The organism is Acinetobacter sp. YH16056_T (assembly GCF_024605895.1).
In the GTDB taxonomy this organism is placed as follows: domain Bacteria; phylum Pseudomonadota; class Gammaproteobacteria; order Pseudomonadales; family Moraxellaceae; genus Acinetobacter; species Acinetobacter amyesii.
In genome coordinates, this window is the sequence record NZ_CP094545.1 from 3,199,004 (window position 1) to 3,225,777 (window position 26,774).

Annotated in this window: 25 protein-coding genes; 10 read left to right on the forward strand and 15 right to left on the reverse strand. The window is 42.6% G+C overall.

Going from position 1 to position 26,774, the window contains the following annotated elements:
* Positions 1 to 44 precede the first annotated feature (44 nt).
* The 3 genes from MST17_RS15550 (at position 45) to MST17_RS15560 (ending at position 2,639) form a co-directional block, all read left to right on the forward strand.
* Positions 45 to 602, forward strand: coding sequence for a hypothetical protein (locus MST17_RS15550; RefSeq protein ID WP_180025877.1), 558 nt, complete (start codon positions 45 to 47; stop codon positions 600 to 602).
* A 26-nt stretch (positions 603 to 628) separates the two neighbouring features.
* Positions 629 to 1,939: a DUF445 domain-containing protein gene (locus MST17_RS15555; protein WP_180025876.1), complete on the forward strand. Its 1,311-nt coding sequence runs from the start codon at positions 629 to 631 to the stop codon at positions 1,937 to 1,939.
* 106 nt (positions 1,940 to 2,045) lie between these two features.
* On the forward strand, positions 2,046 to 2,639 hold the full coding sequence (locus MST17_RS15560; RefSeq protein WP_180025875.1) for a hypothetical protein: 594 nt from the start codon (positions 2,046 to 2,048) through the stop codon (positions 2,637 to 2,639).
* A 59-nt stretch (positions 2,640 to 2,698) separates the two neighbouring features.
* Here MST17_RS15560 and MST17_RS15565 read toward each other — a convergent pair whose 3' ends face one another.
* Complete coding sequence (locus MST17_RS15565) at positions 2,699 to 2,986, reverse strand: DUF2798 domain-containing protein (RefSeq protein WP_372491143.1); 288 nt, start codon at positions 2,984 to 2,986, stop codon at positions 2,699 to 2,701.
* Between the two features lie 177 nt (positions 2,987 to 3,163).
* On the opposite strand from MST17_RS15565, the gene argS reads away from it, so the two are divergent.
* Both argS and MST17_RS15575 read left to right on the forward strand, forming a co-directional pair.
* A complete protein-coding gene (gene argS, locus MST17_RS15570) occupies positions 3,164 to 4,954 on the forward strand; it encodes an arginine--tRNA ligase (RefSeq protein ID WP_180025874.1) in 1,791 nt (596 codons plus the stop codon).
* 302 nt (positions 4,955 to 5,256) lie between these two features.
* Positions 5,257 to 5,856 carry an SPOR domain-containing protein gene (locus MST17_RS15575; RefSeq protein ID WP_180004357.1) on the forward strand — a complete coding sequence of 200 codons (600 nt, stop codon included), beginning with the start codon at positions 5,257 to 5,259 and terminating at the stop codon, positions 5,854 to 5,856.
* A 146-nt stretch (positions 5,857 to 6,002) separates the two neighbouring features.
* Here MST17_RS15575 and asd read toward each other — a convergent pair whose 3' ends face one another.
* The 5 genes from asd to MST17_RS15600 all read right to left on the reverse strand — a co-directional run bounded on the left by asd (position 6,003) and on the right by MST17_RS15600 (position 11,410).
* On the reverse strand, positions 6,003 to 6,854 hold the full coding sequence (gene asd, locus MST17_RS15580) for an archaetidylserine decarboxylase (protein ID WP_078193251.1): 852 nt from the start codon (positions 6,852 to 6,854) through the stop codon (positions 6,003 to 6,005).
* Positions 6,851 to 7,699, reverse strand: coding sequence for a sulfurtransferase (locus tag MST17_RS15585; protein WP_180008663.1), 849 nt, complete (start codon positions 7,697 to 7,699; stop codon positions 6,851 to 6,853). Before MST17_RS15585 ends, asd begins: the two co-directional genes overlap by 4 nt.
* A 153-nt stretch (positions 7,700 to 7,852) precedes the next feature.
* Entirely contained in the window at positions 7,853 to 9,061 is a 1,209-nt protein-coding gene (pncB, locus tag MST17_RS15590) for a nicotinate phosphoribosyltransferase (protein ID WP_111885113.1), read from the reverse strand.
* A 146-nt stretch (positions 9,062 to 9,207) separates the two neighbouring features.
* A complete protein-coding gene (locus MST17_RS15595) occupies positions 9,208 to 9,708 on the reverse strand; it encodes an ankyrin repeat domain-containing protein (protein WP_180025873.1) in 501 nt (166 codons plus the stop codon).
* A gap of 184 nt (positions 9,709 to 9,892) precedes the next feature.
* Entirely contained in the window at positions 9,893 to 11,410 is a 1,518-nt protein-coding gene (locus MST17_RS15600; protein WP_180025872.1) for a catalase, read from the reverse strand.
* Between the two features lie 229 nt (positions 11,411 to 11,639).
* On the opposite strand from MST17_RS15600, the gene dtd reads away from it, so the two are divergent.
* Entirely contained in the window at positions 11,640 to 12,080 is a 441-nt protein-coding gene (dtd, locus tag MST17_RS15605) for a D-aminoacyl-tRNA deacylase (protein WP_168379709.1), read from the forward strand.
* An 80-nt stretch (positions 12,081 to 12,160) separates the two neighbouring features.
* Here the strand turns inward: dtd and MST17_RS15610 are convergent, their stop codons facing one another.
* The 3 genes from MST17_RS15610 to serB all read right to left on the reverse strand — a co-directional run bounded on the left by MST17_RS15610 (position 12,161) and on the right by serB (position 14,765).
* Positions 12,161 to 12,640: an SCP2 sterol-binding domain-containing protein gene (locus MST17_RS15610; protein WP_078190615.1), complete on the reverse strand. Its 480-nt coding sequence runs from the start codon at positions 12,638 to 12,640 to the stop codon at positions 12,161 to 12,163.
* 157 nt (positions 12,641 to 12,797) lie between these two features.
* Positions 12,798 to 13,130 (reverse strand): AciT family ciprofloxacin tolerance protein, encoded by a 333-nt coding sequence (aciT, locus tag MST17_RS15615; protein ID WP_078190616.1) that lies wholly within the window; start codon positions 13,128 to 13,130, stop codon positions 12,798 to 12,800.
* Positions 13,131 to 13,544: 414 nt separating this feature from the next.
* On the reverse strand, positions 13,545 to 14,765 hold the full coding sequence (gene serB / locus MST17_RS15620) for a phosphoserine phosphatase SerB (RefSeq protein WP_078193257.1): 1,221 nt from the start codon (positions 14,763 to 14,765) through the stop codon (positions 13,545 to 13,547).
* Positions 14,766 to 14,842: 77 nt separating this feature from the next.
* On the opposite strand from serB, the gene MST17_RS15625 reads away from it, so the two are divergent.
* A complete protein-coding gene (locus MST17_RS15625) occupies positions 14,843 to 16,099 on the forward strand; it encodes a hypothetical protein (RefSeq protein ID WP_168379711.1) in 1,257 nt (418 codons plus the stop codon).
* Between the two features lie 49 nt (positions 16,100 to 16,148).
* Here the strand turns inward: MST17_RS15625 and ppk1 are convergent, their stop codons facing one another.
* The 5 genes from ppk1 to mhpT all read right to left on the reverse strand — a co-directional run bounded on the left by ppk1 (position 16,149) and on the right by mhpT (position 21,935).
* Positions 16,149 to 18,212, reverse strand: a complete 2,064-nt coding sequence (ppk1, locus tag MST17_RS15630) for a polyphosphate kinase 1 (protein ID WP_180025871.1) — start codon at positions 18,210 to 18,212, stop codon at positions 16,149 to 16,151.
* Between the two features lie 206 nt (positions 18,213 to 18,418).
* Positions 18,419 to 19,387 carry a bile acid:sodium symporter family protein gene (locus MST17_RS15635; protein WP_078190620.1) on the reverse strand — a complete coding sequence of 323 codons (969 nt, stop codon included), beginning with the start codon at positions 19,385 to 19,387 and terminating at the stop codon, positions 18,419 to 18,421.
* Positions 19,388 to 19,460: 73 nt separating this feature from the next.
* Positions 19,461 to 20,111, reverse strand: a complete 651-nt coding sequence (gene pncA / locus MST17_RS15640) for a bifunctional nicotinamidase/pyrazinamidase (RefSeq protein WP_180025948.1) — start codon at positions 20,109 to 20,111, stop codon at positions 19,461 to 19,463.
* Positions 20,112 to 20,181: 70 nt separating this feature from the next.
* Positions 20,182 to 20,571, reverse strand: coding sequence for a hypothetical protein (locus MST17_RS15645; RefSeq protein ID WP_180025870.1), 390 nt, complete (start codon positions 20,569 to 20,571; stop codon positions 20,182 to 20,184).
* A gap of 152 nt (positions 20,572 to 20,723) precedes the next feature.
* Positions 20,724 to 21,935: a 3-(3-hydroxy-phenyl)propionate transporter MhpT gene (gene mhpT, locus MST17_RS15650; protein ID WP_180025869.1), complete on the reverse strand. Its 1,212-nt coding sequence runs from the start codon at positions 21,933 to 21,935 to the stop codon at positions 20,724 to 20,726.
* 723 nt (positions 21,936 to 22,658) lie between these two features.
* Between mhpT and dapA the strand changes: the two genes are divergently transcribed.
* From dapA to purC, 3 genes are read left to right on the forward strand one after another with little or no spacing between them, the layout of a single operon-like run.
* Positions 22,659 to 23,558 (forward strand): 4-hydroxy-tetrahydrodipicolinate synthase, encoded by a 900-nt coding sequence (gene dapA, locus MST17_RS15655; RefSeq protein WP_078193262.1) that lies wholly within the window; start codon positions 22,659 to 22,661, stop codon positions 23,556 to 23,558.
* Positions 23,559 to 23,573: 15 nt separating this feature from the next.
* Positions 23,574 to 24,179, forward strand: a complete 606-nt coding sequence (locus MST17_RS15660) for a lipoprotein-34 precursor (NlpB) (RefSeq protein ID WP_078193263.1) — start codon at positions 23,574 to 23,576, stop codon at positions 24,177 to 24,179.
* Positions 24,180 to 24,215: 36 nt separating this feature from the next.
* The gene (purC, locus tag MST17_RS15665) at positions 24,216 to 24,935 is read left to right on the forward strand and encodes a phosphoribosylaminoimidazolesuccinocarboxamide synthase (RefSeq protein WP_078190626.1); all 720 of its coding nucleotides are present in this window, start codon (positions 24,216 to 24,218) and stop codon (positions 24,933 to 24,935) included.
* Between the two features lie 337 nt (positions 24,936 to 25,272).
* On the opposite strand, the gene MST17_RS15670 is transcribed toward purC, so the two are convergent.
* Positions 25,273 to 26,544, reverse strand: a complete 1,272-nt coding sequence (locus MST17_RS15670; protein ID WP_111885104.1) for a replication-associated recombination protein A — start codon at positions 26,542 to 26,544, stop codon at positions 25,273 to 25,275.
* Between the last annotated feature and the right edge of the window lie 230 nt (positions 26,545 to 26,774).

A 26,774-nucleotide genomic window follows, 5' to 3' on the forward strand; every position in this document is an offset into this window, starting at 1 on the left:
CAGTATCTCCCCTTGCCAAGAACCGACTGAACAGGAGTATGCGCATGAACAAACTCATTATCGCAGCAGCCATGACCGCAGCACTGGGCTTCACCGGCTGTGCAAGCACCCCATCGAAGCCTTTAACCTTCGAACAATTGGGTCGTTATACTGCAACGCCATTAAATGCTCAAAGCTATCGGATTAGCTTCCAAGCTAGATCCAATATGAGCTATGGCACTGCCGAAGAAATCACCTTGGTTAAAGCCGCTCAAACCACCCTACACAATGGCTTTCAATATTTTAAAGTCATGGATGACCCGAGTAACCGGAGTCAAAAACCGCCGCGCCAAGCAGTGATTTACCCAGACCCTATGCCTTATCCATATGGCTATTACCGTCGCCATCCCGGCTTTTGGCCAGGCCCGTTTTATGACGTTCCACAGGTGGTCACACTCGATCCAACTCAAGTTTCCTACAGTATTACTTGCTATAAAGATCGTGCCAAAGCCCCTCAGGATGCCTTTGATGCTCGCTTGATTTTGCAGTCACTCGGGGCTAAATATGGTCTAGACAGCGAAGGAAATCCTTTGCCTGTAGCCGCTGAGCCTGCCACCAAATAAGTCAACCCATAGAGACCCGATCATTGATGAACCCAACTGAACAGCCCGCTGTTTCACCCAGTCTGCAACGCAGTAAACGCTTTGCCACCATTGCTTTGGTGGTGGCTGTGCTGGCGTGGATTGCATTGATGATCGCAGCTAAATTGCTGCCCGAATATGTTTGGCTCATTCATATTTTGATGCTTTCAGCAGAAGCTGGCGTGGTTGGTGGTTTGGCAGACTGGTATGCGATAACCGTTTTATTTCGCAATCCCTTTGGTCGGATTCCGATTCCTAAATTTTTACGTGACCACACAGAAATTATTCCACGCAATAAAGCACGCATTGCCGAGTCAATGGGCCGCTTTGTTCAGGAGAATTTTCTTTCACCACAAGTGGTTGAAAAAAGCTTAGCGGAGACGGATCTCTCTCTTGCCGTCGGGAAATGGTTGGCCAATCCGCACAATAATGCGCAAGTGACCCAAGTCATTCAGCAAACGGTACCGAAAATTTTCGAATTTGTCGGTCAGGAACAAATTGGACAATTTATCCAAAATAACAGCGTGCAATGGGTACGCAATACGCAAGTCAACCATCTTGCCAGTGAAATGCTACGGGCAGTTTTAGAAAATGACTTCCATCAAGATGTGTTACAGCGCGGGCTCGATTTAGCCCATGATTGGGTCACACAGCATCCAGAACAAACCCGCGACCTTTCACGTCAATTGTTTAAAGAACTCGGGGTTTGGAAGCTCGCCAAAGGTGCGAGCTGGATTGGTATTGATGTACAGCAGCGCACCATTGATTCACTGGTCAGTCGTGTTGAGTCCATGCTTGCTGACCATGAACATCCGTGGCGCCGTAAAATCGAAGACATGGCACAGCAACTCATGCATGAGTTGGCAGACAATCAAAGTGTAGCCAGCCAACGTTTGAATAGCACCAAAGACGCTTTATTAGACAGCCCACAAATGCTTAACTTTTTAAGCGGCGCTGTTGTGATTTTATGTGATGCGATTAAATCTGATCTACAAAAGCCGGACTCAGGTATTGCACAAAATTTAAGAGTCGCCATTCAACAAGTGGGCGAAAATATTGTCTCTAACGTCGCTGTACGCCAATTGCTGAATGAAAAAATGAGTGATATTGCCATCAATCTCTCCGATCAATATAGCGAAAAAGTCATTCGGTTTATCAGTGAACGTATACATGAATGGGACTCACGTGAAATGATAGATAAGATCGAAAACGAAGTCGGTGGCGACTTGCATATGATTCGAGTCAATGGTGTCGTGGTCGGTGGTTTTATTGGCCTCGCACTAGGGATTATTCGTGCCTGTGTAGAATGGCTGCTTTAGCCGCCTGCAGCAGTCCTCCTCAAAGGAGATTGGCCGCAGGTTTGAGCTTTATGCGTAGAACCGTTAAACTTTGCCGATCCGAAAATTTAATAGAACAATAAAATCTATGCATTTACCTGCCATCTATACCCTACCTTTCATTCTGATTATCAGTAGCTTAAGCGCTTGCCAGACCATTTCCAAAACCAGCAGTACAGTCAGCAACAAAGTGATGGGCATGCTCGGTAAAGAAAAAGCCCCTGAAATCGATAAAAAAGGCACGGTCGATATCAGCAAAAGTACCCAACAACAGTTAGAAACTCTGCTGACCAATATGCCGAAAAATCAGTGGGTCTATATTGAAAATGATCAACAAGGCACATCTACCCTCAAAAATAAATCGGCAGACAATTTCACCTTGAGCCTCAAATTGAATTGCAAAATCAGCACTCAGCGCCCAACTTTCAGTATAAGCAACGCGGATGGCCAAGAGATCCTAAAAGCACATGATACAAATGTGGGGCAAATTCAAATTCTGCTCGACAATAAAAACTTTGGAAATCCGTTTGAGACAGCCCATCAGCAAAAGTTCCAAAGCTTTAAAACCGCTGTCGCTCAGGCCAAAGTCATTAAAGTGTTTAATTCCTCAAAACTCTATACCTTCCAAAACAACAAAGCCGAATTACTCTCTAAAGCAGTAAGTTGTCGCGATAGCCTATAAATATTTAAAGCGAAATGCAGTAAGTCACCGTTTTACTCAACTGTGACTTACATGCAGGCTTATTTTGCAGGTGGCTGTGGTCCTGACATATCAACCAGCAGGCCTGTAAATTTTCGAACAAACGGCAATAAAATCAGCACAATGGGAAAAGCAATTGCCCAAGAAATCATCCAATTATGCAGCCATAGGGTAAGAAAACCCTCAAACCAACCTAAATTTCTGAGCATATTAATAAACGAAATAATGCCGCTCATGAGACAAGACAAAATAAACGGCACGATAATCAGCGCCCAGCGTGCAGCTAACTTCGGCACATTGCCAAAAATTTTAGGGGTGGGTTGTGACATATCCATATACTCAAGCAGTGATCCTGAATCGCTAAACCACTTATATCGTTTTACTTCGATATAAGCAATGCTTCACTTTTATCGAATATTTTTTATTCGCAACAAATGGGTTCACCTAAAGAGCCTGAAATTTGCTATATTTACCGTTTTTCTGCGACATTTATTTTTCGACTGATTATGAATACGGCAATACAAGCAGCGCTCGATCATGCAGTGCAATCCCTTCAAGCTGAAGGTGTACTCCCAAATGACTGGAACAATACTAGCAATTTGACCCGAACCAAAGACCGAAGCCACGGTGACTTTGCGTCAAACATTGCCATGATTGCCTCTAAAGCTGCAGGTATGAAGCCGCGTGATTTAGCCGAAAAAATTCTGGCAAATCTTCCAGAAGTCGCAGATATCAGCAAAGCAGAAATTGCAGGTCCTGGCTTTATTAACTTCTTTTTAAACGCTGACCAACGATTTGCTGTCTTAGACCAAATTCAAGCTCAGAAAGATCAGTTCGGTCGTACACAGGCCAATGCTGAAAAACGTGTTCAAGTGGAATTCGTTTCAGCTAACCCAACGTCTAGCCTACACGTTGGTCATGGTCGTGGCGCAGCTTACGGTATGACCGTTGCCAATCTTCTTGAAGCAACAGGTGCCAAAGTTGACCGTGAATACTATGTCAACGATGCTGGCCGTCAAATGGATATCTTGGCGACATCGACTTACTTGCGTTATTTAGAATTGACCGGTCAACAACTGGTCTTCCCTAAAAATGCATATCAAGGCGACTACGTTAAAGAAATCGCACAAAGCATTATCGACAAAGATGGCGATGCTTATGTACGCCCTGTGGCCGACATCTACAAAGATGTTCCAGAAGATGTGCAATATGCCGCTGAACTCGATAGCGAAGGCAATAAAGTCGTTGTTTCAGGCGATAAAGAAAAACACATTGATGGCCTAATTCATAATTCACAAAACCATTTGGCTGCGGGTTACCGTGTGTTCCATCAAGCTGCGCTGAAAGCCATTCTCGATGACATTAAAGATGACCTCGGTGAATTTGGCGTGACTTTCAATCAATGGTTCAGCGAAGCAACCTTGACTGAAAAAATTGATGAAGCATTACAAATGCTCGATCAACGTGGTTTCTTATACGAAAAAGATGGCAACATCTGGTTCAAATCAACTGATTTTGGTGATGAAAAAGACCGTGTTGTGAAACGTCGTAATGGTCAAACTACATACTTCGCATCCGACATTGCTTATCACTTAAATAAACTACAACGCGGCTATACCGATATCATTGATATTTGGGGTTCAGACCACCACGGTTATATTGCACGTGTGAAAGCAGCGATTGATGCGCTTGGCTATGATTCTAAAAAATTGACCGTACTTTTGGTTCAATTTGTGAGCCTATGGCGTGGCGGCGAGATGGTTCAAATGTCATCTCGTTCAGGTCAATTCGTGACTTTACGTGACTTACGTAAAGAAGTGGGCAACGATGCTGCTCGTTTCTACTACGTCATGCGTAAATCAGAACAACACATTGACTTCGACTTAGACCTTGCTGTGTCTCAAAGCAAAGACAATGCGGTGTACTACATCCAATACGCACACGCACGTATCTGCCGTATGCTCGAAAAAGCTGCTGCGACAGACGTTCAATTCTCTGCTGAAGCTGCACGTCAATTTGCAGCTAAACTTGAGTTAGAAGCTGAAACTGAAGTTCTTGCTAAACTTGCGGCTTACCCTGAAATTGTGGTTCGTGCAGCAAACAGCTATGAACCACACCAAGTGGGTAACTACTTGAAAGAGTTGGCGGCGTTGTTCCATGGTTGGTACAACGAAAATAAAGTCTTGGGTGATGATGCAGAACTGACTCAAGCGCGCTTATTACTGTCTGTAAACGTACAGCAAGTTTTACGCAATGGTCTTGAATTATTGGGTGTGAGTGCGCCTGAAAGCATGTAAGCAACCCTTTATGTTGCGAGCACAATAGAAATTCATCGGCATCGCCCATGCACAAACACAGCGCATGGGTTTAAGCGTCATCAATTGCATTGTGCTAAAAAGAATCCTTTTCAATACAGGCTCGAAATGAGCCTGTATTTCGTTTATATTCAGCAATATGTCCGTGTCATCTTGGCTGTGCTGAAATTGTGAAAATTAAACAAATTCCTGATGACACTCATGTAATATATAACAATCAAGACTTGCTACTTTGGGCTGCCCCAAAGTGGTTCGTGACAATTAAAATTAAATGAGGTTTCCACGTGTTTGGAAAAACGCAGCGCGGTGTATCTGATCGGCCAAATAAGCCTAAAAAACCATTGATTCCAGCATGGCTAGGTACACTTGTCATCATTTTAATCGTGTTGAGTTTCTTAGTTGCGCTCATGCTTTGGAAACCTTGGGAGCCTGTGAAGCCAAAAGGTCAAATTACCTCTGAACACTACCAAGAAGAAACCAATAAAGACTATCGTTTCTACGACCTATTGCCTCAGCAACAAGTGACGCCAATTCCTGAACAAGCTGTTCCAGAAACCGAAAATAAAGAAACGGTGGTGATTGTTGATGCACCAGAACAAAAGCCAGTTGAAACCACAGAGCTTGGACTAGAAACCACAGAAACTGCGCCTGTTGCTGCAAGTTATATTCTGCAAGTGCGCAGTTATGATGATCCTGATCAAGCCGATGCACGACGTGCTGAAATTATTTTGAACGGTTTATCTGCCGATGTGATTCAAAGTAATGAAAACGGCAAAGTTTGGTATCGCGTTGTGTCTGGCCCCTATGATTCACAAGAAGCTGCTGTGATTGCACAGCAAACTTTACGTCATAGCAGTATCGACTCGATTGTCGTAAAACGCTAAATTTTGAAATTAAAAAAAAGCGCCTGATGGCGCTTTTTTTTATTCATTCCTTTAATAAAGGGAGGTTAGAAGGGATTCTTTTTTGAATACATCAGCTTAGCTCAAAAACCTCTCCCTAACCCTCTCCTAAAGGGACAGGGAATTCATTAAATGGTATGCCCTAAAGCTTCGCCCATCACCACAGTCGAGTTGGCTTTAAAGGTCGCATCCCATTGCATTTTGTTTTCTTCAAACAACACAACCGCTGTTGAACCTAAATAGAAACGGCCCAATTCTGCACCTTTTTCTAAGAATAAATCGTGTTGATTCAGTTCCAAACGCCCTGTCGGTTTAACTTTACCTGTAGCCACGGTTTCAATACCTGCCACGATCATTGCACCTACCAGTACGACCGCCATACGACCAACTTCTGTATCAAATAAGCAGACCATGCGTTCATTACGAGCGAATAAACCCGGAATATTTTCAGCAGTGGTTTGGTTTACAGAGAATAATTCACCCGGTACATACAAAGTTTCTGTCAATGTCCCTGCAAATGGCATATGTACACGGTGGTAGTCTTTTGGAGACAAATAGACCGTAGCAAACTGACCATTTTTAAACGGCTCAGCCAATTGTGGATCGGCAATCAGGTTTTCAACAGTGAACTTCTGCCCTTTGGCCTGAAATACATCACCATTTTCAATTTTACCCAGTTGTGAAATCGCACCATCTGCGGGTGAAACAACACTGTTGGCATTTGCATCAACTACACGTACGCCTTCTTTTAAAGAACGAGTGAAAAATTCATTGAATGATTTAAATTTCAGGGCATTACTTTGCTCAGCAATCGACATGTCGATGCCATACTGTGCTTTAAATGCGGTAATCACAGCATTTTTCACCACAGGGTTTTCACTCGCAGCCAATTTACCCACGATACGTGATAATTTGTGCTGCGGAACAACACGCTGAGCTTGAATAAAAATTTGTTTTTTTAACTGAGATGTAAGGCTCAAGACGGCAACTCTCCGGTGATCACAGGACTATCGAGTCGGTTGCCCCACTCGCTCCACGCACCATCATAAGCTCGAATATTCCAACCGAGTAAACGTCCCAGTATATAAGCTAGGCCCGACCGATGATGGGACTGACAATATACCACCACAGGTTCGTTTAAATTGAATCCCAATTGTTCTAAGCGTTGTTGTGTGCGTTCTAAAGGATGCAATTTTAAATGATTTTCCCGGTTAAGGGCAGTACTCCATTCGAAATGTCGTGCCCCCGGAATGTGACCGCCGCGTCGCGCAGCCAAACGTAGGCCTGTATATTCATCTTCGGTACGGCAGTCCCATACTTGGATTTGCTCCTGCTGCACACGAGCCAATAGCTCATCATAATCTGTTTGATACTGAGCACGCGCCTCTGCACTTACTTCAACCAATGGGCTCACGGGTTCAAATTGCTCAATTTCAGACGAGGTCGGTAAGCCTGCCCCAAGCCAAGCATGGATGCCACCATTGAGGAGACTGGTATTTTCAAAACCGAGGCAATGTAAGTTCCAAATCAGTCGACCAGCCCATGCCCCACCTTCATCGTCATACACTACTACATGATGTTCTGGACTGATATTCAGATAGCTGATGAGCTGTTCTAAACCGGCTTGGTCAGGTAAAAGCCCCATCGCTTGTTCTTCTTGGCGCACTAACAGTTTCGGCTGCACATGCAGTGCATGTGGAATATGCAATTGGTCATAAACCGAACGACGACTCAAATCGACGATCCGTAGTTTTTCATTACCAAGATGTGGAACCAATTCTTCCGCTTCAATCAGCAGACCAAAATTCAGTGTAGATGCTGTCATCGTTGTTCGTGTTGTATTTTGTGCGATTAAATTCGATCTTAGCATAAGTCATTTTCACTATTATTCTGAATTTTTGCATTCCTTTAGCAATATTTTAGATATAAAAAAACCGAATCATTGATTCGGCTTTTTTAGTTTTATCTAATGCTGTGTTTAAGCGCTAACTTCAGAGATGTCAAACACCTGACGTAGATACGCTAAGAAAGTATCATTATCTGTCATGGTTTTACCCGGACTATCTGAAATTTTTGCCACAGATTGACCATTACATTCAACCAGTTTCAGTACGATATTCAGCGCAGTTTGTCCCATATCATTGGTCAAGTTGGTGCCAATACCAAAACTCACTTGGAAACGGTCTTTGAAGTAATTATGCAAATCCCACGCTTTTTCGATATTTAGACCATCACTAAAGGTCAGCATTTTACTTTTGCTATCGACTTTAAGCTTTTTGTAATGTGCATAGGCTTTATCGCCCCATTCATACGGGTCGCCACTGTCATGACGTAAACCGTCGAATAGTTTGGCAAAGTACAAATCGAAGTCACGTAGGAACGCATCCATACCGACAACGTCTGTTAAGGCTATTCCTAAGTCACCGCGGTATTCCTGCACCCATGTTTCTAGCGCAGACTTCTGGAAGTTACGTAGACGAACATCAAGCGCTTGGAATGCTTGTAGGAACTCATGCGCCATCGTACCAATTGGAGTAATGTTCAAGTCTTTGGCAATCAGAACATTACTTGTACCGCGGAAAATATACGGTGAAGCCTGATTTAATTCTTCAATTACATGCTTTTGCCATGCATAACTATAACGACGACGCGTGCCAAAATCAGAGACCAAGAATGGTGGATCATTTGGATTTTGCCGTGCTTCATACTGCTTCAGCAAGGCAATCTTATGTTGCAAACGGCGCTCACCTTCGGCTAAAACTTCTGGTGTACGAATACGTTGGAAATATAATTCATTGACGATGGCTAAAACAAAGATTTCAAACATCATCGCTTGAACCATTGGGCCTTCTACCCAAATGTCCAGTCGACCTTCATCATCAATACCCGCTTTAATAAAACGGCGTTTAAGCTGAAATAATTCAAGATAATCAACAAAATCGCTTTTAATAAAACGTAAACTGCGTAAATACTGCAATTCATCTTCTTTAAACTTCAACTGACAAAGCATGTCGAGCTGCATGTTTAAATCATCCAAAATTTCAACCAGTGGATAGGCTGTATCATCCAAGTTACGGCAACGAAAGTGATACACACTATGGGTTTGCGGAAATTTGTGTAACACCACCTGAAGCATGGTGAATTTATACAGATCTGTGTCTAATAAGGATTGGATGATTGGAGACATAAAGACTTTCAGTTTTTATCAACTCTTTGCATTAAAGCATACTTTATTGATAAAAAGCCGATTGATTTAGTGGAATAACTTATAAATCACCGCGATTCATCGACTTTTTTCAATTTTTTTGCTGAAGCTGAGCGCGATCAAGCTCACTATTTTTTGAGTAACTGTCGATATTTTTCTTCTTGACCAAATTCACGCGCAAACTGTTCTGCAGTCTTTTGCCCCATTTTTTTGGCATTTGCATGGCAATCCACTTGGCGTAATTGCTTTGCAATCGCCCATTCTAATTTAAACATGGCACCCATCAATGCGGTGTTGCCTTTATTGTCACGTGCGCAGCGGTCTGCACCTTGTTCTAGCAAACGAGTCACAATATTTTGATGACCATAATAGGTCGCCATCATCAGTGGTGTAAAACCCGAAGCATTGCGCACATCGACCGGAAAACCGTGCTTAAGAAATTCATTGATGACTTCTTCATTGCCAGTTTTGGCTGCAGCAAAGAAAATTGCGATCAATTCCTGTTGTGAGGTCATCTGATCGCTTGCAGTTGCTTTAGCGGGGGAGATATCTTCCGCGATTGCCACGTTTGCGAATGCGGAACCAAACGCAAGAAGACTGGCTAAAGTCAAATGCTGCATAACTTTCATGATGAACTCCAACAGAAATCGAATGTAGAATTGAATTAGAAACAATTCATTTCATTAAAAAAATGAATATTTAAGGAGTGCCTATGAAACTCCCCCTAGGGTGCAGGAAAGGTATGGAGCTTCATAGGACTTTTTTGAGGTAACGTTCTAGACCCTAGTTACCAATCCTTCAGACTGATCGAAATTAGTCTTTCAGTTGTGCTGCTTTAGCTTTTACTGTTGCAAGGTTGCCGTTTACTGCTTTAGTCATACGCATACCGTAGTCTGCATCTGCTTTGTAGAAGTAAGACAACATGATGTGCTTGGTTTCAGAATCTTTTACGTTGCCAAGATCCGCAGCCAAGTTCATGATTAAATCGTCTTTTTCTTTAGCAGAGTATGAACGGTAAAGCTCACCCGCTTGCTTGAAGTTTTGCTCTTTGGTACCGATCTGTTGAACTGTGCCTGTCAGCGGAGTTTGAACAGCGCGTGCTTTCTCAGTGGCAGCTTTAGGCACTTTACGACTTGGCTCGTAGTTCACGTCAGAATCACGCTCGCTAACATTCATGTAGCCATCTTGGTTGTTGTTGTTAACAGCAACAAGCGGACGGTTGACTGGAATTTGCTGGTGGTTCGCGCCTAAACGGTACATTTGAGTATCTGAGTAAGAGAAGATACGACCTTGTAATAGACGGTCTTCTGAAGGCTCGATACCTGGAACTAAGTTACCTGGAGCCAATGCCACTTGTTCAGTTTCATTGAAGAAGTTTTTCGGCATACGGTTCAGCGTTAACGTACCGACTTTAGTTTCTGGAACTAGGTTCGTCGGCCAGATTTTTGTTGGATCAAGCGGGTCAAAATCAAAGCTGTTTAAATCTTTAGGATCTAACACTTGGATATAAAGATCCCATTTCGGGAATTTACCAGCGTTGATGTTGTTATAAAGATTGTTAGTCAAGTGATTGAAATCTTTACCTTGCTGCTCCATCGCTTCTTTAACGTTCAGACCTTTCACGCCTTGTTTAGAGCGGAAGTTGAATTTAACGTATTTGTATTCGCCTTTGTCGTTATAAAGCTTGTACGCATGTACACCAAAGCCGTCTTGTTCGCGGTAGCTGGTAGGCACACCTTGGTTACCATACACATAAGTCAACATGTTGGTTGCCCATGGCTGGCTAGACAAGAAGTCAAATACGCGGTTTGCGTCTTGAACATTGTTGATTGGGCTAGGCTTCATGGCATGGATGAAGTCTGGGAATTTGATCGCATCACGGATGAAGAATACTGGAGTTTGGTTACCCACTAAGTCCCAGTTGCCTTCTTGTGTATAGAACTTGATCGCAAAACCGTGCGGGTCACGTAAAGTTTCTGGAGAACCTTTACCATGAATTACAGTCGAGAAACGTAAGAAAACTGGAGTCTTAGTACCTGCTTTGAACAATGAAGCAATGGTGAGATCAGATAAATCTTTAGTTGCAACGAATTCACCATACGCACCTGTGCCACGGGCATGTACCACACGCTCAGGAATACGCTCACGACCAAAACGTTGTAATTTTTGAACCAATTGTACGTCTTGAAGTAGAACTGAACCATTTGGACCCGCAGTAATCGAGTTTTGGTTATCGCCTACTGGTGCACCATTGTCTTTGGTTAATGGCGCTGCTTGAGTCGCCGCTGTTGCTGTTGCTAACATCGCAACCAATAAAGAACGCTTAAACATCGTCTTAATCTCTCTGTTAAATACCTTTCCTGCTCCGCAAAGATACTGATATTTAATAAATAGATAAAACAGATTATTTTTATAAATTCAATCGTATTGTTAGATTTATAAAAAATATAAAGTTAATTTTCAAATGTTTGAGCCCAAAATTTTCTAAACATCGCCTCGAAAGAATGCTGTCTTTGCTACAATCCCTGCCCTATGTTCAATTTTCTACTCGGAAGAAGTTATGCGGGCCTTGTTACAACGTGTTTTAGAAGCCAAAGTGGTGGTCGATGGTGAGATCACGGGTGAAATTAATCACGGTATTTTGGTGTTTTTAGGCCTTGGCAAAGCTGACGATTTAGAAAAAGGCAAAAAGCTGATTGATAAGATCTTGAAATACCGCTTTTTTGATGATGAACAAGGCAAGATGGGCTGGAATGTCAGTCAAGCCGGCGGCGGTATCCTCTTGGTGTCTCAATTTACCCTGATGGCGCAAACGCAAAAAGGCCTGCGCCCCGATTTTGGCCCTGCCATGCCGCCAAACGATGCCAAAGCACTGTATGAACAGCTGGTCGATTACACCAAGAGCCAATATGACCATGTACAAACAGGCATCTTTGCCGCCGACATGAAAGTGCATTTGGTTAATGACGGTCCAGTGACCTTTAATTTAGAAGTTGAATAACCACTGAAGCATTAAAAAAAGCCCTCAAAAGAGGGCTTTTTTTAATGCTCCTCCTTTAGGAGGAGAACAAGGCGTAAATCTTACTTACCTGTTTTTTCTTTAATAAACGCACGTGCGATTTTGATTTTTTCTTTAACCGGTTTTGGAAGTTTAGGTGGAATTAACTTCGCCACTTGGTTAAACCAAACCAGTAAACCAAAATCACCTTCCATTTTAATACTGCCATTTTGCATACCCGTCATGAATGCAGTTGGGTCACCTTTCATTAGGGTTTTCACGCCCTGTTCACTGTCCGCAAATTGCAAAATAAAGTCTGCTTTTTCAGCATCGCCTGAAACAGTATCAATCTGTCCGTTATTTACAATAATTTGACGTGCAACACCTAAATCCGTGCCGATTTGAATGCGGAATTGACGTTCATGAACCAATTCAATGAATTTAGGGCTAGTACGTGCAAGCTGTTTCATACGAAGCGCTAAACCTGCCACGAGTAAATCAAGTGGATCCGTACTGACATCAACTAAAGGTAGTTTTACGACAGGAATTGATGATAGTTTCATGACTTAAAGCCTATTGTAATTGTTGGAAAATTGACTGGTTTCATCCTACCATAACTTGGCTTTTGAGAAGTAAGGCTTTGTATCTCAAATCGGACTAATGCGTTCATAAAAAAAATGCGCCCTCAGGCGCATTTTCATTGAAATTTTGTTCTGGCATTTATCGGCTCGAACATTGCTGCTCTTCATCATATACAGGCGTATGCTCTATACATTGACGCTTTGCCATCGCACGCTCTGCACGACGGTCTTCACGTAACAATACTAAAGTGAATACCACCATTGCGGCCATTAATGCCGTTAAATAACTATAGGTCACTGATAATTCAAACATGGTTTGTGTGCCAAATCGAATCACTTCAATGAGTCCCCACACCAGCATCCCCGCCAGCATAAAACTTAACCAGCGACGATAAGGCGAGAAGAAAACAGCAATCACAGCCGCCGATACCAAGCTCAGGCCAACGATTGTTGCTAAATTCGCTGTTAACATAAAAACCTCCGTCATTTGACAGCTGACATCTCTTGTCTTACAGGATGCTGAGCCGTCTCACTACTGTATCTTCAGTAAATAGATTTGGTCGATCTCAATCTCTTGCAAGCATTATGCTGAGTTTTTTGCATAAAAAAAGTCTCGTTTTTTGTCCATGCGACACACCTTGTCGCAACATTATTTTGTCATTACATTTTTTCTTTTTAAAGAATTTCTAGAACAATGATGGCATCTCGTTTCGAGTGTCATTACAAAAAAAACAGCTGGTTTTAGGCTAAAAAAATTAATTTTTCGAATGCTGTTAATCGTTGTTTTTATCGACAATTTTCTTCTACCGTTCATCGGATGAGCTGAATTCTTGGCATAAAAAAACGCAGCCTTTTGGCTACGTTTTTTATTATGACTTAAATGGTTTTAAGCACGATTCAAATCTTTATCATGCACACCAAGCAGGTAAAGAACACCATCTAGACCCACGCTTGAAATGGCTTGATTGGCATTTTGACGCACCAAAGGTTTCGCACGGAAGGCAACGCCTAAGCCGGCTAAAGACAACATTGGCAAGTCATTCGCACCATCACCGACCGCAATGGCTTGTTCTAATGAAATCCCCATTTCCTCAGCGATTTGAGTCAATAAGAAGGCTTTGCGAGCACCATCCACAATATGGCCTTTCACTTCACCTGTTACCGCGCCATCTTGTACGTCCAGTACATTGGCATGGACTTCATCGATACCCAGTTTTGCTTGTAGATATTCGGCAAAATACTGAAAACCACCTGACAAAATAGCCGTGCGATAACCCAATGATTTAAGCGTTGAAATCAGACGTTCCGCACCTTCTGTAACAGTCAGACGTTCTGCAATTTTAGGCAATACCGAAGCATCCATACCTTTGAGCAGTGCCACACGTGCACGGAAACTTTGTTGGAAATCGAGCTCGCCTTGCATAGCACGTTCAGTGATTTCAGCCACTTGAGCCCCGACACCCGCTTCAATCGCCAATTCGTCAATCACTTCTTGCTCAATCAGCGTCGAGTCCATATCAAAGCAGACCAAACGACGATTACGACGGTAAGCATTGTCCTCTTGAACGGCAACATCTACCCCTAGTTCGGTAGATAGACGTAAACATGCTGCACGCATCGCAGTGGCATCCAACATTTGGCCTTTTAAACCAAATTGAACGCAGGCACGGCGCGGACCTTCGCTCGATCCATCTAATTCTGGACGGCCAGATAAACGAGTCACCGTTTCGATATTGAAGCCTTGGCTCGACACAATATTTGTAACTGCCTGTAAATGAGACGCCTGTAATTCTGGCGCAAGTGCCGTAACGATATAGCGTGTGCGGCCTCCCTCATTTACCCATTGTTGATATTCTGTTGTAGAGATTGGTTTAAAGCGCACAGTTAAGCCAATATCATGTGCTAAAATCAACATCTCCTTCATGGCTAATGCTGTCGCAGTCTGGTCTTCCGACGAAACAACAATACCTAAAGTCAGCTGATTGTGGATGACTGCTTGTCCGACATCTAAAATCTGTAAGGAATGTGCGGACAAAACCTGCATTAATCGTGTAAATTGATTAGGTTGGTCAGGTCCTAAAAGTGATATAAGAATGATTTCTCGCATGAATTGACTCGGGTCTGAGCTACAACTAATGTAAGAATCATAATCTAAATTGAATAGAATTGCCTTGGAAGTTTACGTTGAATGCGCCTAGACAAGGGCTATTTGCTAGCCTATTAGTAGTTTGTTTTGCTTTGCATACCTTTTTATTGGTATTGGCAACAACCCACCAATTGAACGAAAACCGTGCCAGTCAGGGACAACTGATGACCAGTCAATTGGTTACAGACAGCCTATCTGAGCTTGAGCCGGCCAATACCGTATCATTAGCCTTACTTGCTGACCGCTATGCAACCAACCCGAGCGTGGCTTCCATCCGCATTTTAAATGCCAATAATCAAGTTTTGGCCACAGGCGGTTTGACCAAAACCCGTGACGGTGAAATCTTTGTTCGTGATGCGCTGCAAAACGAAAAGAAAGTCGGAACGGTTGAAATCACCTTAATTAAACCAAGTATTGGTGAAATCTTACGTACGCAGTGGGCTGCGATTCTATTTTCATTATTCTTACATGGCTTGTTATGGTTGGCGTATCGCGCTATTGCGCGTCCAAGTCGTACTGAATATTTAGCGCGAATCAACAATGAATCACGTCTAAAACATGAAATTCAAACGCTAGCGCAGGCTTTAGAACAAGAAAAACATAATGCCGCTCTGGCGATTGCTCAAGCGCAGCAAAATGCGCAAGCCAAAGCAAAACAGCATAAAGACATGAAACCAGTGGTTCTCGACAGCAACAGCTTGGCATTAAATATTCAATTTTATGATCCGAAACAGTTGCTCGATAGCGTCAACAAAACCGTGTCTGTGCCGTATTTTAATCTCTGCCAAATTTTCTTGAATAAAACCACAGAACTCTGTGTTCAACATTATAAATTGAACAGTTCTGACATCAGTACAGTGCATAAGTTTGATGAACATGGCGCAACCATCAGCATGACTGCTGACACTCCAGATGCGCTGCGTTGCCTCACCATGATCAGCTCAGTATTCCAATTGCTTTCAGATGTTTTATATAAACGCTACCGTGAAGAAAAACGATTCGTTTTACAAACCCGTAGTGCAATTTCAAGCTCTGTCGAAGCTATGCAATTGTCTTCTGTACAAGCGGCTGAACGTTTAGTCCAACAATTGGTTGCCAAAGAAAGTGCCATTCATGTGCCGACAACTTTGCTCAAAGAGATTTCAGATCATTTCCAATTGGTCAGCTTGCCAAATCCGACCAATGTGCTCACTCGTCATGCGTTTATGCTCAATGGAATGGACAGTGATGCCGCTGAATTGGCTCAAAACTTCAGAACTGAAATTTTAAAATCCAAACAATCAAAAGCCTCTTAAAGGTTTTAGCAAAATCAAAAATCCCGACTTGAATCGGGATTTTTTTGTCTTAAACGGTCGAAATTTTCTGTGCAATCAAATATTTTTGCGCGTTATGCAGCTCGTCACCTGCTTCAACCACGACTCTCTCCCATTGCCCATTCGACTGCATTTCCCATGCATTTTGATTATCGTCCAAATAGTTAAGTAAACCATCTTTCATAATGCGTTTTTTCAAACGGCTTTCTAAAATGGGAAAACAAGTTTCGACCCGTGAAAATAAGTTACGTCCCATCCAATCGGCACTGGCACAGTACAATCGTTTTTCGCCTGCATGCTCAAAATAATACACTCGAGTGTGCTCTAAGAAGCGCCCAACGATAGATCTCACATGAATATTCTCAGACATACCTTTGACCTGAGGAATCAAACAACAAATCGAACGGATAATTAAATCTACACGTACCCCTGCTTGCGATGCACGATACAAAGCAGCAATCAGTTGCGGTTCCGTAAGTGCATTGACCTTCACAATAATTCGTGCGTATTTTCCCGCTTGTGCAGCAACAATTTCCTGTTCAATTAGTTTCAATAATTCAGTATGCAGGGTAAATGGTGCATGCAATAAAGCTTTCAGCTTCGCCATCTTGCCCATACCGGTCAGTTCCTGAAACATACGATGCACATCCTCGCAAATATCGGGATGCGTCGTCATCAAGCCATAATCGGTATACATCCGCGCATTGCCTGCGTGATAATTACCTGTTCCCAAATGGGCGTAGCGTAGCAGCTGATTATTTTCACGGCGTACAATCAAAATCATCTTGGCATGGGTTTTATAGCCCACGATGCCATACACCACGACAGCCCCAGCTTCTTGCAATATATTGGCCACAGTAATATTGGATTCTTCATCAAACCGCGCCCGAAGTTCGATAACTGCGGTTACTTCCTTGCCGTTGCGAGCAGCCTCCGCCAAAACTTGTACGATGTCCGAATCTGGCCCACTGCGATAGAGCGTCTGCTTAATGGCTAAAACCTGAGGATCTTTTGCAGCTTCACGTAATAGGTTAATGACCGGTTGAAAGGAGTCAAACGGATGATGTAACAACACATCTTGTGTTTTTAATACATCAAAAATCGCGGTTTGTTTCCGAAAAACTTTAGGAATAATTGGTGTATAGACCGGATATTTCAGTTCTAGCCGATTAAAACTGGTACTGAGCCGCGATAAATTGATCGGGCCGTCAATGCGATAGAGCTCCTGCTCACTCAAATCAAATTCATCTAACAAATAATCAATAATGCTTTGCGGACAATCATCTTCAATTTCTAAACGAACTGCCCGACCAAAACGGCGTGAAGACAATTCATCTTTTAATGCCACCGCCAAGTCATCCACATCCTCAGCCAAAACCAAATCTGCATTGCGTGTCACTCGAAAGGCATAACAGCCCGTCGCTTTCATCCCCGGAAATAAATCATTGATGTGTTGCTGAATAATGGCGGTCAGGAAAATTTGTGTCTCTGCACTGCCTTCAACTTCGACGGGCATTTTGATTAAACGCGGCAACGAACGTGGCGCAGGCACAATCGCCATTTCAATGGCACGACCAAAGGCATCTTTGCCTTCTAGGCTCACAATAAAGTTGAGGCTTTTATTGACCAAGCGTGGAAACGGATGAGATGGATCTAAGCTAATCGGTGTTAAAACTGGTTGAACTTCTTTACTAAAATAATGGCTAATCCACGCCCGATGTTTTTCTAAAATATCTTTAAATTGAATAAAGCGAATGCCTTCACTTTGTAATGCAGGCAATACAGCATGATTGAGGGTCTGGTATTGCTCTGCAACCGTGTCATGAATCACTTGGGAAAGTTCATCTAAGACCACTTCAGTCGGAATGGCATCTGGCGTCCGTGCAATCGCATTCAAATCTCGTTGTTTCATCAGCCCCGCAATGCGAATTTCAAAGAATTCATCTAAATTGCGTGAAAAAATGATGAGAAAATTCAAGCGTTCAAGTAAAGGTAAACTTGAATCGAGTGCCTGAGCCAAGACCCGCCGATTGAAATCTAAAAGTGACAATTCACGATTATAATAGGTCTCTGATGAATGCTGAAAATGTTGCATACCCTCTCAATGCTGTTTGAAACAGTCTATATCTAAAGTGTTTGCCGGCATGTTAGGCAGCGGATATGACACTTATGTTACAAATAGCATTAATCAATTAAAAAAGCATGCAATTCCCTAAAGCCCTGTTCATCAAATCGTAAAATTTATTTTCGACATCAAAAAAGAGGGACATTGCCCTCTATTTTACTGCATTGTTTTTTTGTTTATTGCACAGGCTTGTCTTGTTCCGATGCTTTGGGCTCACTCGTCCGCGCTGCCCAATAGGTTGCCAGTGCAGGACCCGAAATATTGTGCCACAAACTAAAAATCGCACTCGGCACAGCGGTCAGAGGTGAAGCGGCAAAATGGGTCGCCGCCAATGCCACACCCAAACCTGAGTTTTGCATCCCGACTTCAATTGATACTGCTTTACAGTCTGCATAGGGCAATTTAAATAGTCGGCTGGCCCAAAAACCCAATAGATAGCCCAAGCCATTATGTAAGGCCACTACCCCAAGAATCAGTAAACCTGATTGCAAAATCTGTGTTCGACTACCCGCAATGATTGCTGCCACAATCGCTACAATTGCCACAACAGAAACCAATGGCATGACCTGTATATAGGCATCCACTCGGTGCTTAAAGACAGTTCGAATCATTAACCCCACAATGATCGGAAATAAAACCACTTGTAAAATTGAAACCAACATCGATGCCGCATTAATTTCAATCCATTGGCTTGCTAACAAATAGAAAATCGCAGGGGTTAAAACCGGTGCGAGTAATGTCGAAACAGAGGTACAGGCAACAGATAATGCGGTATTACCTTTTGCCATATAGGTGATGACATTAGAGGCCGTTCCACCCGGACAGCAACCGACAAGAATAACCCCGATCGCGATTTCTGTCGGCAGTTGTAATAATTTACATAAGAAAAAAGCCAATCCCGGCATCACAATAAACTGTGCCAAAACCCCGATCATCACAGCTTTAGGACTTTGCAATACACTTTTAAAATCTTGCAGTGTCATGGTCATGCCCATACCCAACATAATGATGCCTAGCATCCATGGGATATATGCTTTTAACCAAACAAATACATCGGGAAAAAACATGGCGAGCGCTGCAAACAGCACCACCCAAATCGCAAATGTTTTCTGCACAAATTGAGTGAATTTTAAGAAAGCCGACATAGGCATCTTCCATTTAAAAACAGGGACAAAAAAAGGCACACCCTTGTGCCTTTTCTCAACTGAGCCCACTGGGTCATGCCAAAGATAATGCCTGTGCATGCTGCTGCACAATATCTTTCAGGTAAATACGCTTCACCCCATTCGCCAACATGTCTTGCCATGCATGCTGTAAAGAACCCTGTAAATCGATCCCTTTGGTCAAATCAGCAATCACAAAAGTTTCAAAACCAAGCTTACGTGCATCCATTGCCGTCCATGCAACACAAAAATCCGTGGCGATCCCCACCACAAAGACTGTATCAATACCGCGTTCGCGCAAATAGCCCGCCAAACCTGTTGAGGTTTTCTGATCTGCTTCCATAAAAGCAGAGTAGCTGTCGATATGCTGATGAAAACCTTTACGGATAATTAGCTGCGCCGTTGGTAAATTTAAATCAGGATGCAATTCGGCATCCTGTGTGCCTTGTACACAATGCGTCGGCCACAATACTTGCGTTCCATAATTCAGCTCTATGCTGTCATAAGGTACATGCTCAGGATGATTTTCAGCAAAAGAGATATGGTCGGCTGGATGCCAATCTTGAGTCAGCACAATATTCGTAAAGTATTGCCCCAGTTGATTAATCCCTGGAATAATTTGATCGGCATTGGGAACAGCCAACTGACCTCCTGGGGTAAAACCATTTTGTACATCGACCACAATCAGCGCTGTATTTTTTTGCATATCTCTCCATCCGTTGTCATGCATTTTCGGCGACTCTACTGATTCGCTCATATTTTAAAAGCCTTAGTATTCAGTCCTGTGCATAAAAATAAAATGACTGTCCTTCCTGACAATACCGATACTTGGGCAAATGCTCAACCAGCCGCTGTGCAAATCGTGGGTAAATACGGGCTTTTCGCCGAGTCGAAGCATGAAAATAAAAATATCGCGGTTGATGTTGAAAGATATATTTTAATAAATGGCTGCGTGTCTGTTGCATGACCTCAAATGCATTAATATTTTCAGCAACATCTTCTAGGGTAGGTTCATCGGCAAAGGCCAACCACGCATTTTTTCTCGGATGTTGGCGATGTCTTTGAAATACAGGTTTGAGTTCCAAAATAAATTCGTGCTGATGTAGATACAAACTAAATTCACGTTGATCAACTTTAAAAATTGCGACCAGTTTTCTTGCTGACATAGCCCCTCTACGTTGATTTTTTGTTTTTTCTTTCTGCTGTATTTTTACATAAAATACATTTATTTATATTGGTTTAGAGCATTAGTGCGACTTCTATTGTCGCCATAAAAAAAGCCCGCATGATGCGGGCTTTTTTTGATATGGCATGTTCCTTATGATGGAATACGACGTACCAATAACAACATAAATATTGCAGAGATTGCGATACATGGAATTGCCGCGGTAATCACCCCTGCCGCACCAAAACCTGCTGCCAATAACTGACCCGCAATTGCAGGGCCTAACATTGCACCGACACGACCAACGGCTGAAGCTACACCAACACCCGTACCACGTAACTGTGTCGGATACACGATACCACCGAAGGCATACAGCACCCCTTGGCAACCAATCACGAATGCACCGACTAAAGCTGACGCCATGTACATTTGGGTCAATGAACCAGCACCATTGAGCGCAAATAGACCTGCCAAAATACCGCCGTACATCAAAATGATCACATAAGCTTTCTTCCAACGGTCAGTCAACATACCTAAAATGATCGTACCAATGGTTGCACTCACCATGAAGTAGAACTGCGCAGTTGCACCATCTTTACGTGTGAAACCGAGTTCGGTGAACAACGACGGTAACCAGCTCAACATGATGTACACCACCATCAGGGTGAAGAAGTAGCTCACCCAAATTGACAAGGTACGTAAACGGTTTTCTGTGTTGAAGAGGTTTTTGAAAGCACCTTGTTGCACTTCGCCATTGGCAGTCGCTTGAACCGCTTGATCTTTGGCTTTCAAGAATTCACGCGATTCAGGCAAGAACCAGATCATCAATGGAATGACAACAATCGGTAATAAACCGCCTAAATAGAAAATATTTTTCCAGTTTGCACCGAAGTCCGTCATTGCGACCAATGACAAGATTGCCGCACCCACAGGCATACCACAGTACATCAAACCGACTGCACGACCACGATTTTGTGGCGTTACCGCTTCAGATGCCAAGGTAATTAAAATTGGCATTGCTGCCCCTAAACCCGCACCGGCAAGAAAACGTACAGCGAGTAAGCTATGGAAGCTATTTACCCACACCGTACATAAGGTAAAGATGGCGAACATCCCCGTCGACCAAATTAATACTTTTTTACGGCCCACTCGGTCTGCAATACGACCACCCACCAAAGCACCAGGTAATAATCCTAAAATACCGGCACTAAAAAATACCCCTAGCTGCGAGCTATCCAGCCCGAAATATTCACGAATCCCTGCTGCTGCAATACCTGCAGCCTGAATATCCAGACCTTCGATTACGGCAATAAGGAAACAGATTGCTACCGTGATAATAGCATGCTTGTTATCTGACTTTTCCATTGGAGAATCCTTGTTGTCATCAGCGTTCAAATTAAGTTCGCATCATCGCTGAGCCGTATAGAGGATATAACTACCAATAAGTTGAAGCCTTTCGTCCGAAATTCGATTACGTGCATGGTGTAATAGTTTTTGTGCTTTAAGTCACAAAGTCGTAAAAACAATTAAAGATTTGAAATAAAAAAATATGAATCGTGCAATGAACAGTCAAATCAAGCAATTTTTTATACGCGCATAAAAACGTGTCTATTTCTATTAGATAAAAAAAAGATTATTACCCAAGTTTTTAACAATCATTTGTAATAAAACCCGAGCGAATTGATATAGTTTTTAAATCTTTAGTCATTGTTATTTAATCTTAAATTCTGATTAAAAAACACGGAATACAGATAGATCAACCCTTTGCTGATGATTTAATCAATCCCCATCAGCCATGCCACCCCTCTCGATTGAATAAAACATTTTCTAGATTCAGCCCTGCTGAACAATTTTCAGACTGCAAAAAAACCGCTATTTTACACTTGATTGTTTTAAGTTTGATTTGTATAAAGAATTTTATGGCTTTGACCAAAGCATATTGTTCTTATGCGTTTGATCAGTCATAATTTGCGTAAGCATTATTCAATTTGGGTATAGCCCAATGAACATGCTACAAATCAAAATTCGAAACCATCCAGAAATCTATATTTCATCTTGTCGGATGGACAAATAGGATAGCTTTTCAAAATGACTCAGCAAGCTCAGACCATTCAAGGTTCAATTGTCGCAATCGTCACCCCAATGTTTGAAGATGGCAGCGTAGATTGGAAGAGCCTCGAGAAGCTGGTTGAGTGGCATATAAAGCAGGGCACCAACAGTATTGTTGCTGTAGGGACTACAGGTGAAGCTTCTACCTTGAGCATGGCCGAACACACTCAGGTGATCAAAGAAATCATCCGTGTGGCGAACAAACGCATTCCAATTATTGCCGGCACAGGTGCAAACTCAACCCACGAAGCGATTGAACTCACCAAAGAAGCCAAAGAATTAGGTGCAGATGCGGCATTATTAGTAACACCATACTATAACAAACCGACCCAAGAAGGCCTGTATCAACACTACAAAGCAATTGCTGAAGCTGTTGATTTACCTCAAATTTTATACAACGTCCCTGGCCGTACCGGTGTAGACATGCACAACGACACCGTGATCCGTCTTGCTGATATTCCACAAATCGTAGGGATTAAAGACGCCACTGGCGATGTTCCTCGTGGTCAAGAACTCATTGAAGGCCTTAAAGGCAAAGATATGGTGGTGTACTCAGGTGATGATGCAACGGCTTATCAGTTAATGGGTTTAGGTGCTAAGGGCAACATTTCGGTTACTGCGAACGTGGCGCCAAAAGAAATGAGCGAAGTGTGTGCAAGCGCTTTGGCGGGTGACGCAGTCCAAGCCGAGCAACAAAACAATACTGTTGCAAATTTACATCAAATTTTATTTTGCGAATCGAACCCAATTCCTGTGAAATGGGCACTTCATGAGATGAACCTGATTGAAACAGGCATTCGCTTACCATTAACACCCCTTGCAGAACAATATCGCACTCCGCTTCGTGAAGCACTCATCACTGCGGGCGTTATCAAATAAAGAAGAGCAAACATCATGCAATTACGTTTAGGACTTAGCCTGGCACTTTCAGTGTTTACATTAGCCGGTTGTAGTTCACTTGCCTTTAATAATGGCACACTGGACTATAAACAAACCACAGATGTTGAACCACTGAAATACCCTGAAGGGTCGATGGTTCGTCCTGCAACGCCTTTGTATCCTGCTCCATCTGTTGACCCACTAGCAATTGAGCATGCACCAAAGCTTGAAAATAAGCGCGGCAATCGCTATGCCCTTCCGCGTCCAGCCGCGGAAAAAAATAATGTCGTTGCAGATTCCTCAACAGACAGTACAAATATTAGCCGCCCTCAACTATTGGTGGATGGAAATCAAAATCCACTGATCAAAGTTGAAGGAAATTCTGCTACAATTTGGCAATACACACTTGCTACCCTCAGCAGCCTTAACCATACCATTGTTGGTCAGAGCAAAAACCGTTACGAAGTAACCGTCAAGGTCGATCAGCAGACCTATGTCTTAAGACTTTCTTCTGTAGGTTCAAGCAATAACATCGCTGTGTTCAATGCCGATAACAGTTTTGCAGACAAAGAAAAAGCTGCAGATCTGTTAGCTCAGATTTACCAAAATTGGCCAGCCTAGTCGTACTAGGCATTTTTTCTCGAAAAAGGTTCCCTCATGTTAAAACAAACCTTGCTCTATACTGGTAAAGCGAAATCTGTTTATGAAACAGATAGTTCTGACCACCTCATCCTAGTTTTCCGTGACGATGCTTCTGCATTCAACGGTGAAAAAATTGAACAACTGGATCGCAAAGGTAAGGTGAACAACCGTTTTAACGCCTTTATCATGGAAAAATTGGCTGCGGCTGGTATCGAAACTCATTTCGAAAAACTTCTTTCTCCAACTGAAGTTTTAGTGAAAAAATTGACTATGGTTCCTGTAGAGTGCGTAATCCGTAACTATGCAGCAGGTTCACTTTGCCGTCGTTTAGGCGTTGAAGAAGGTAAAGAACTTACTCCGCCAACTTTCGAATTGTTCTTCAAAGACGATGCGTTAGGCGACCCAATGGTGAATGAATCACAAGCGATTGCATTAGGTTGGGCGACTGCAGAACAACTCGCTCAAATGAAAGAATTGACTTATAAAGTAAACGAAGTACTTAAAGGTCTATTCGATGCAGGCAACATGCTGCTTGTTGACTTTAAACTTGAATTTGGTGTGTTCCACGACCGTATCGTACTGGGTGACGAATTCTCTCCAGACGGCTGCCGTCTATGGGACAAAGACACTAAGAAAAAACTCGACAAAGACCGTTTCCGTCAAGGTTTAGGCGGTGTGGTTGAAGCTTATGAAGAAGTTGCTGCGCGTTTAGGTATCGACCTTTCTGATATCTAAGTCGTTCATCGATTTGAAAAACCGAGCTCTTTAGCTCGGTTTTTTAATGAAATATTACTCGATTAATCCATGATCGAAAAAACAAATGTTAACCATAAAAATCCTCTGTTTCACATTTACCCACGTTCACACTAAGATAGCTACATATCAGGCAGCATCAGGATCTATACTTCTCCAATGTGTATGCCGACCAGATTTTCCATCTACCCTCTAGGATGTATCTCCCCCAAAGACATCCTATTTTTTCAGCCCAGCTCGCCTTGAGTTGGGCTTTTTTTTTGCATGAAATAGACATAAAAAAGGGCGCCGAAGCGCCTTGCCATTATGATCATTCAAATCATTGTTGCTGTTGTTGCATCCAACGTCGTTGCTGCAAACGCTCACCTTCAACTTCACGTTTATTACGTGCAGACTCATACAGCTTAGTGCCTTTCAGTTCAGGCGGCATATAATCCTGCATGACAAAATGCTCAGGATAATTATGTGGATATAAATAGTCCACGCCATAGCCTTGCTCTTTCATCAATTTGGTTGGTGCATTTCTCAAATGTAGTGGCACAGGTAGATTCGAGGTTTTTTCTGCCAAATCTAAGGCTTTGTTGATGGCCAAATAAGTACTGTTACTTTTAGCACTGGTTGCCAAATACACCGCACATTGCCCCAAAATGATTCGACATTCAGGCATACCAATTGCCTGCACAGATCGGAAACATTCTCCAGCCAACAGTAAAGCATTTGGATTTGAGTTGCCAATATCTTCAGATGCCGCAATCAACATACGACGGGCAATAAAAACAGGATCTTCACCACCTTTGAGCATTCGAGCCATCCAATACAAAGCGGCATCTGGATCACTGCCTCGAATCGACTTAATAAAAGCCGAAACTAAATCATAATGCTGTTCGCCCGATTTGTCATAGCGTGCAATATTTTGCTGCGCAACTTTGACCACCACCGCATTGTTAATGATATTTTCTAAGTCTGGCTCAAACGTACTGGCGATTAAATCTAAAAGATTTAATGCTTTACGAGCATCACCTGCGGCAAATTGAAATAAAGCTTCATATTCTTCGATTTGAATATAACGCTCTTTTAAAAACGAATCTTGCTGAATCGCTTGATCCAATAAGCGCTGAATTGCGTCATTATCCAGAGCATTTAAGGTATAGACCTGACAACGCGACAATAAGGCATTATTAACTTCAAATGAAGGGTTTTCTGTGGTTGCACCAATCAGGGTAATTTTGCCCTTTTCAACTGCATTCAGTAAGGCATCTTGTTGTGACTTATTAAAACGATGAATTTCATCAATAAACACCACAGGTGTCAATAAATCTCCACCATCGGCGATGATTTCACGTAACTCTTTCACCCCAGTATTAAGCGCAGATAAACTAATAAATGGTCGGTCAACGGCCTGCGCCAACAACAACGCAATTGTGGTTTTACCTACACCCGGAGGTCCCCAAAAAATAATCGATGGCAAATGCCCTTGGTCAATCATCTGGCGTAACGGTGCATCTTCACCTAATAGGTGATCTTGTCCAATAATTTGCGATAAATCATGAGGACGCATGCGTTCAGGAAGAGGAATTTGGCTGTCTGACATCTTATTATTTCGTTTCCGGCAATTGGGGACGTTTTTTCTATTCTAACACTGCCTTGGCAGAATCTTTGCTTTATTCGGTATTCAATTTAGGAGGGTGGTTTAATGTCGTTATTTAAGTATCTTGCATGTAAAAAAGCTTAGGCGAATGTTAACTATAATGTAACAAGACATCCTAGCCCTTATTGATCAAATTAAAGTATCATCGGCAAGATATCCCATTTTAGACTTGC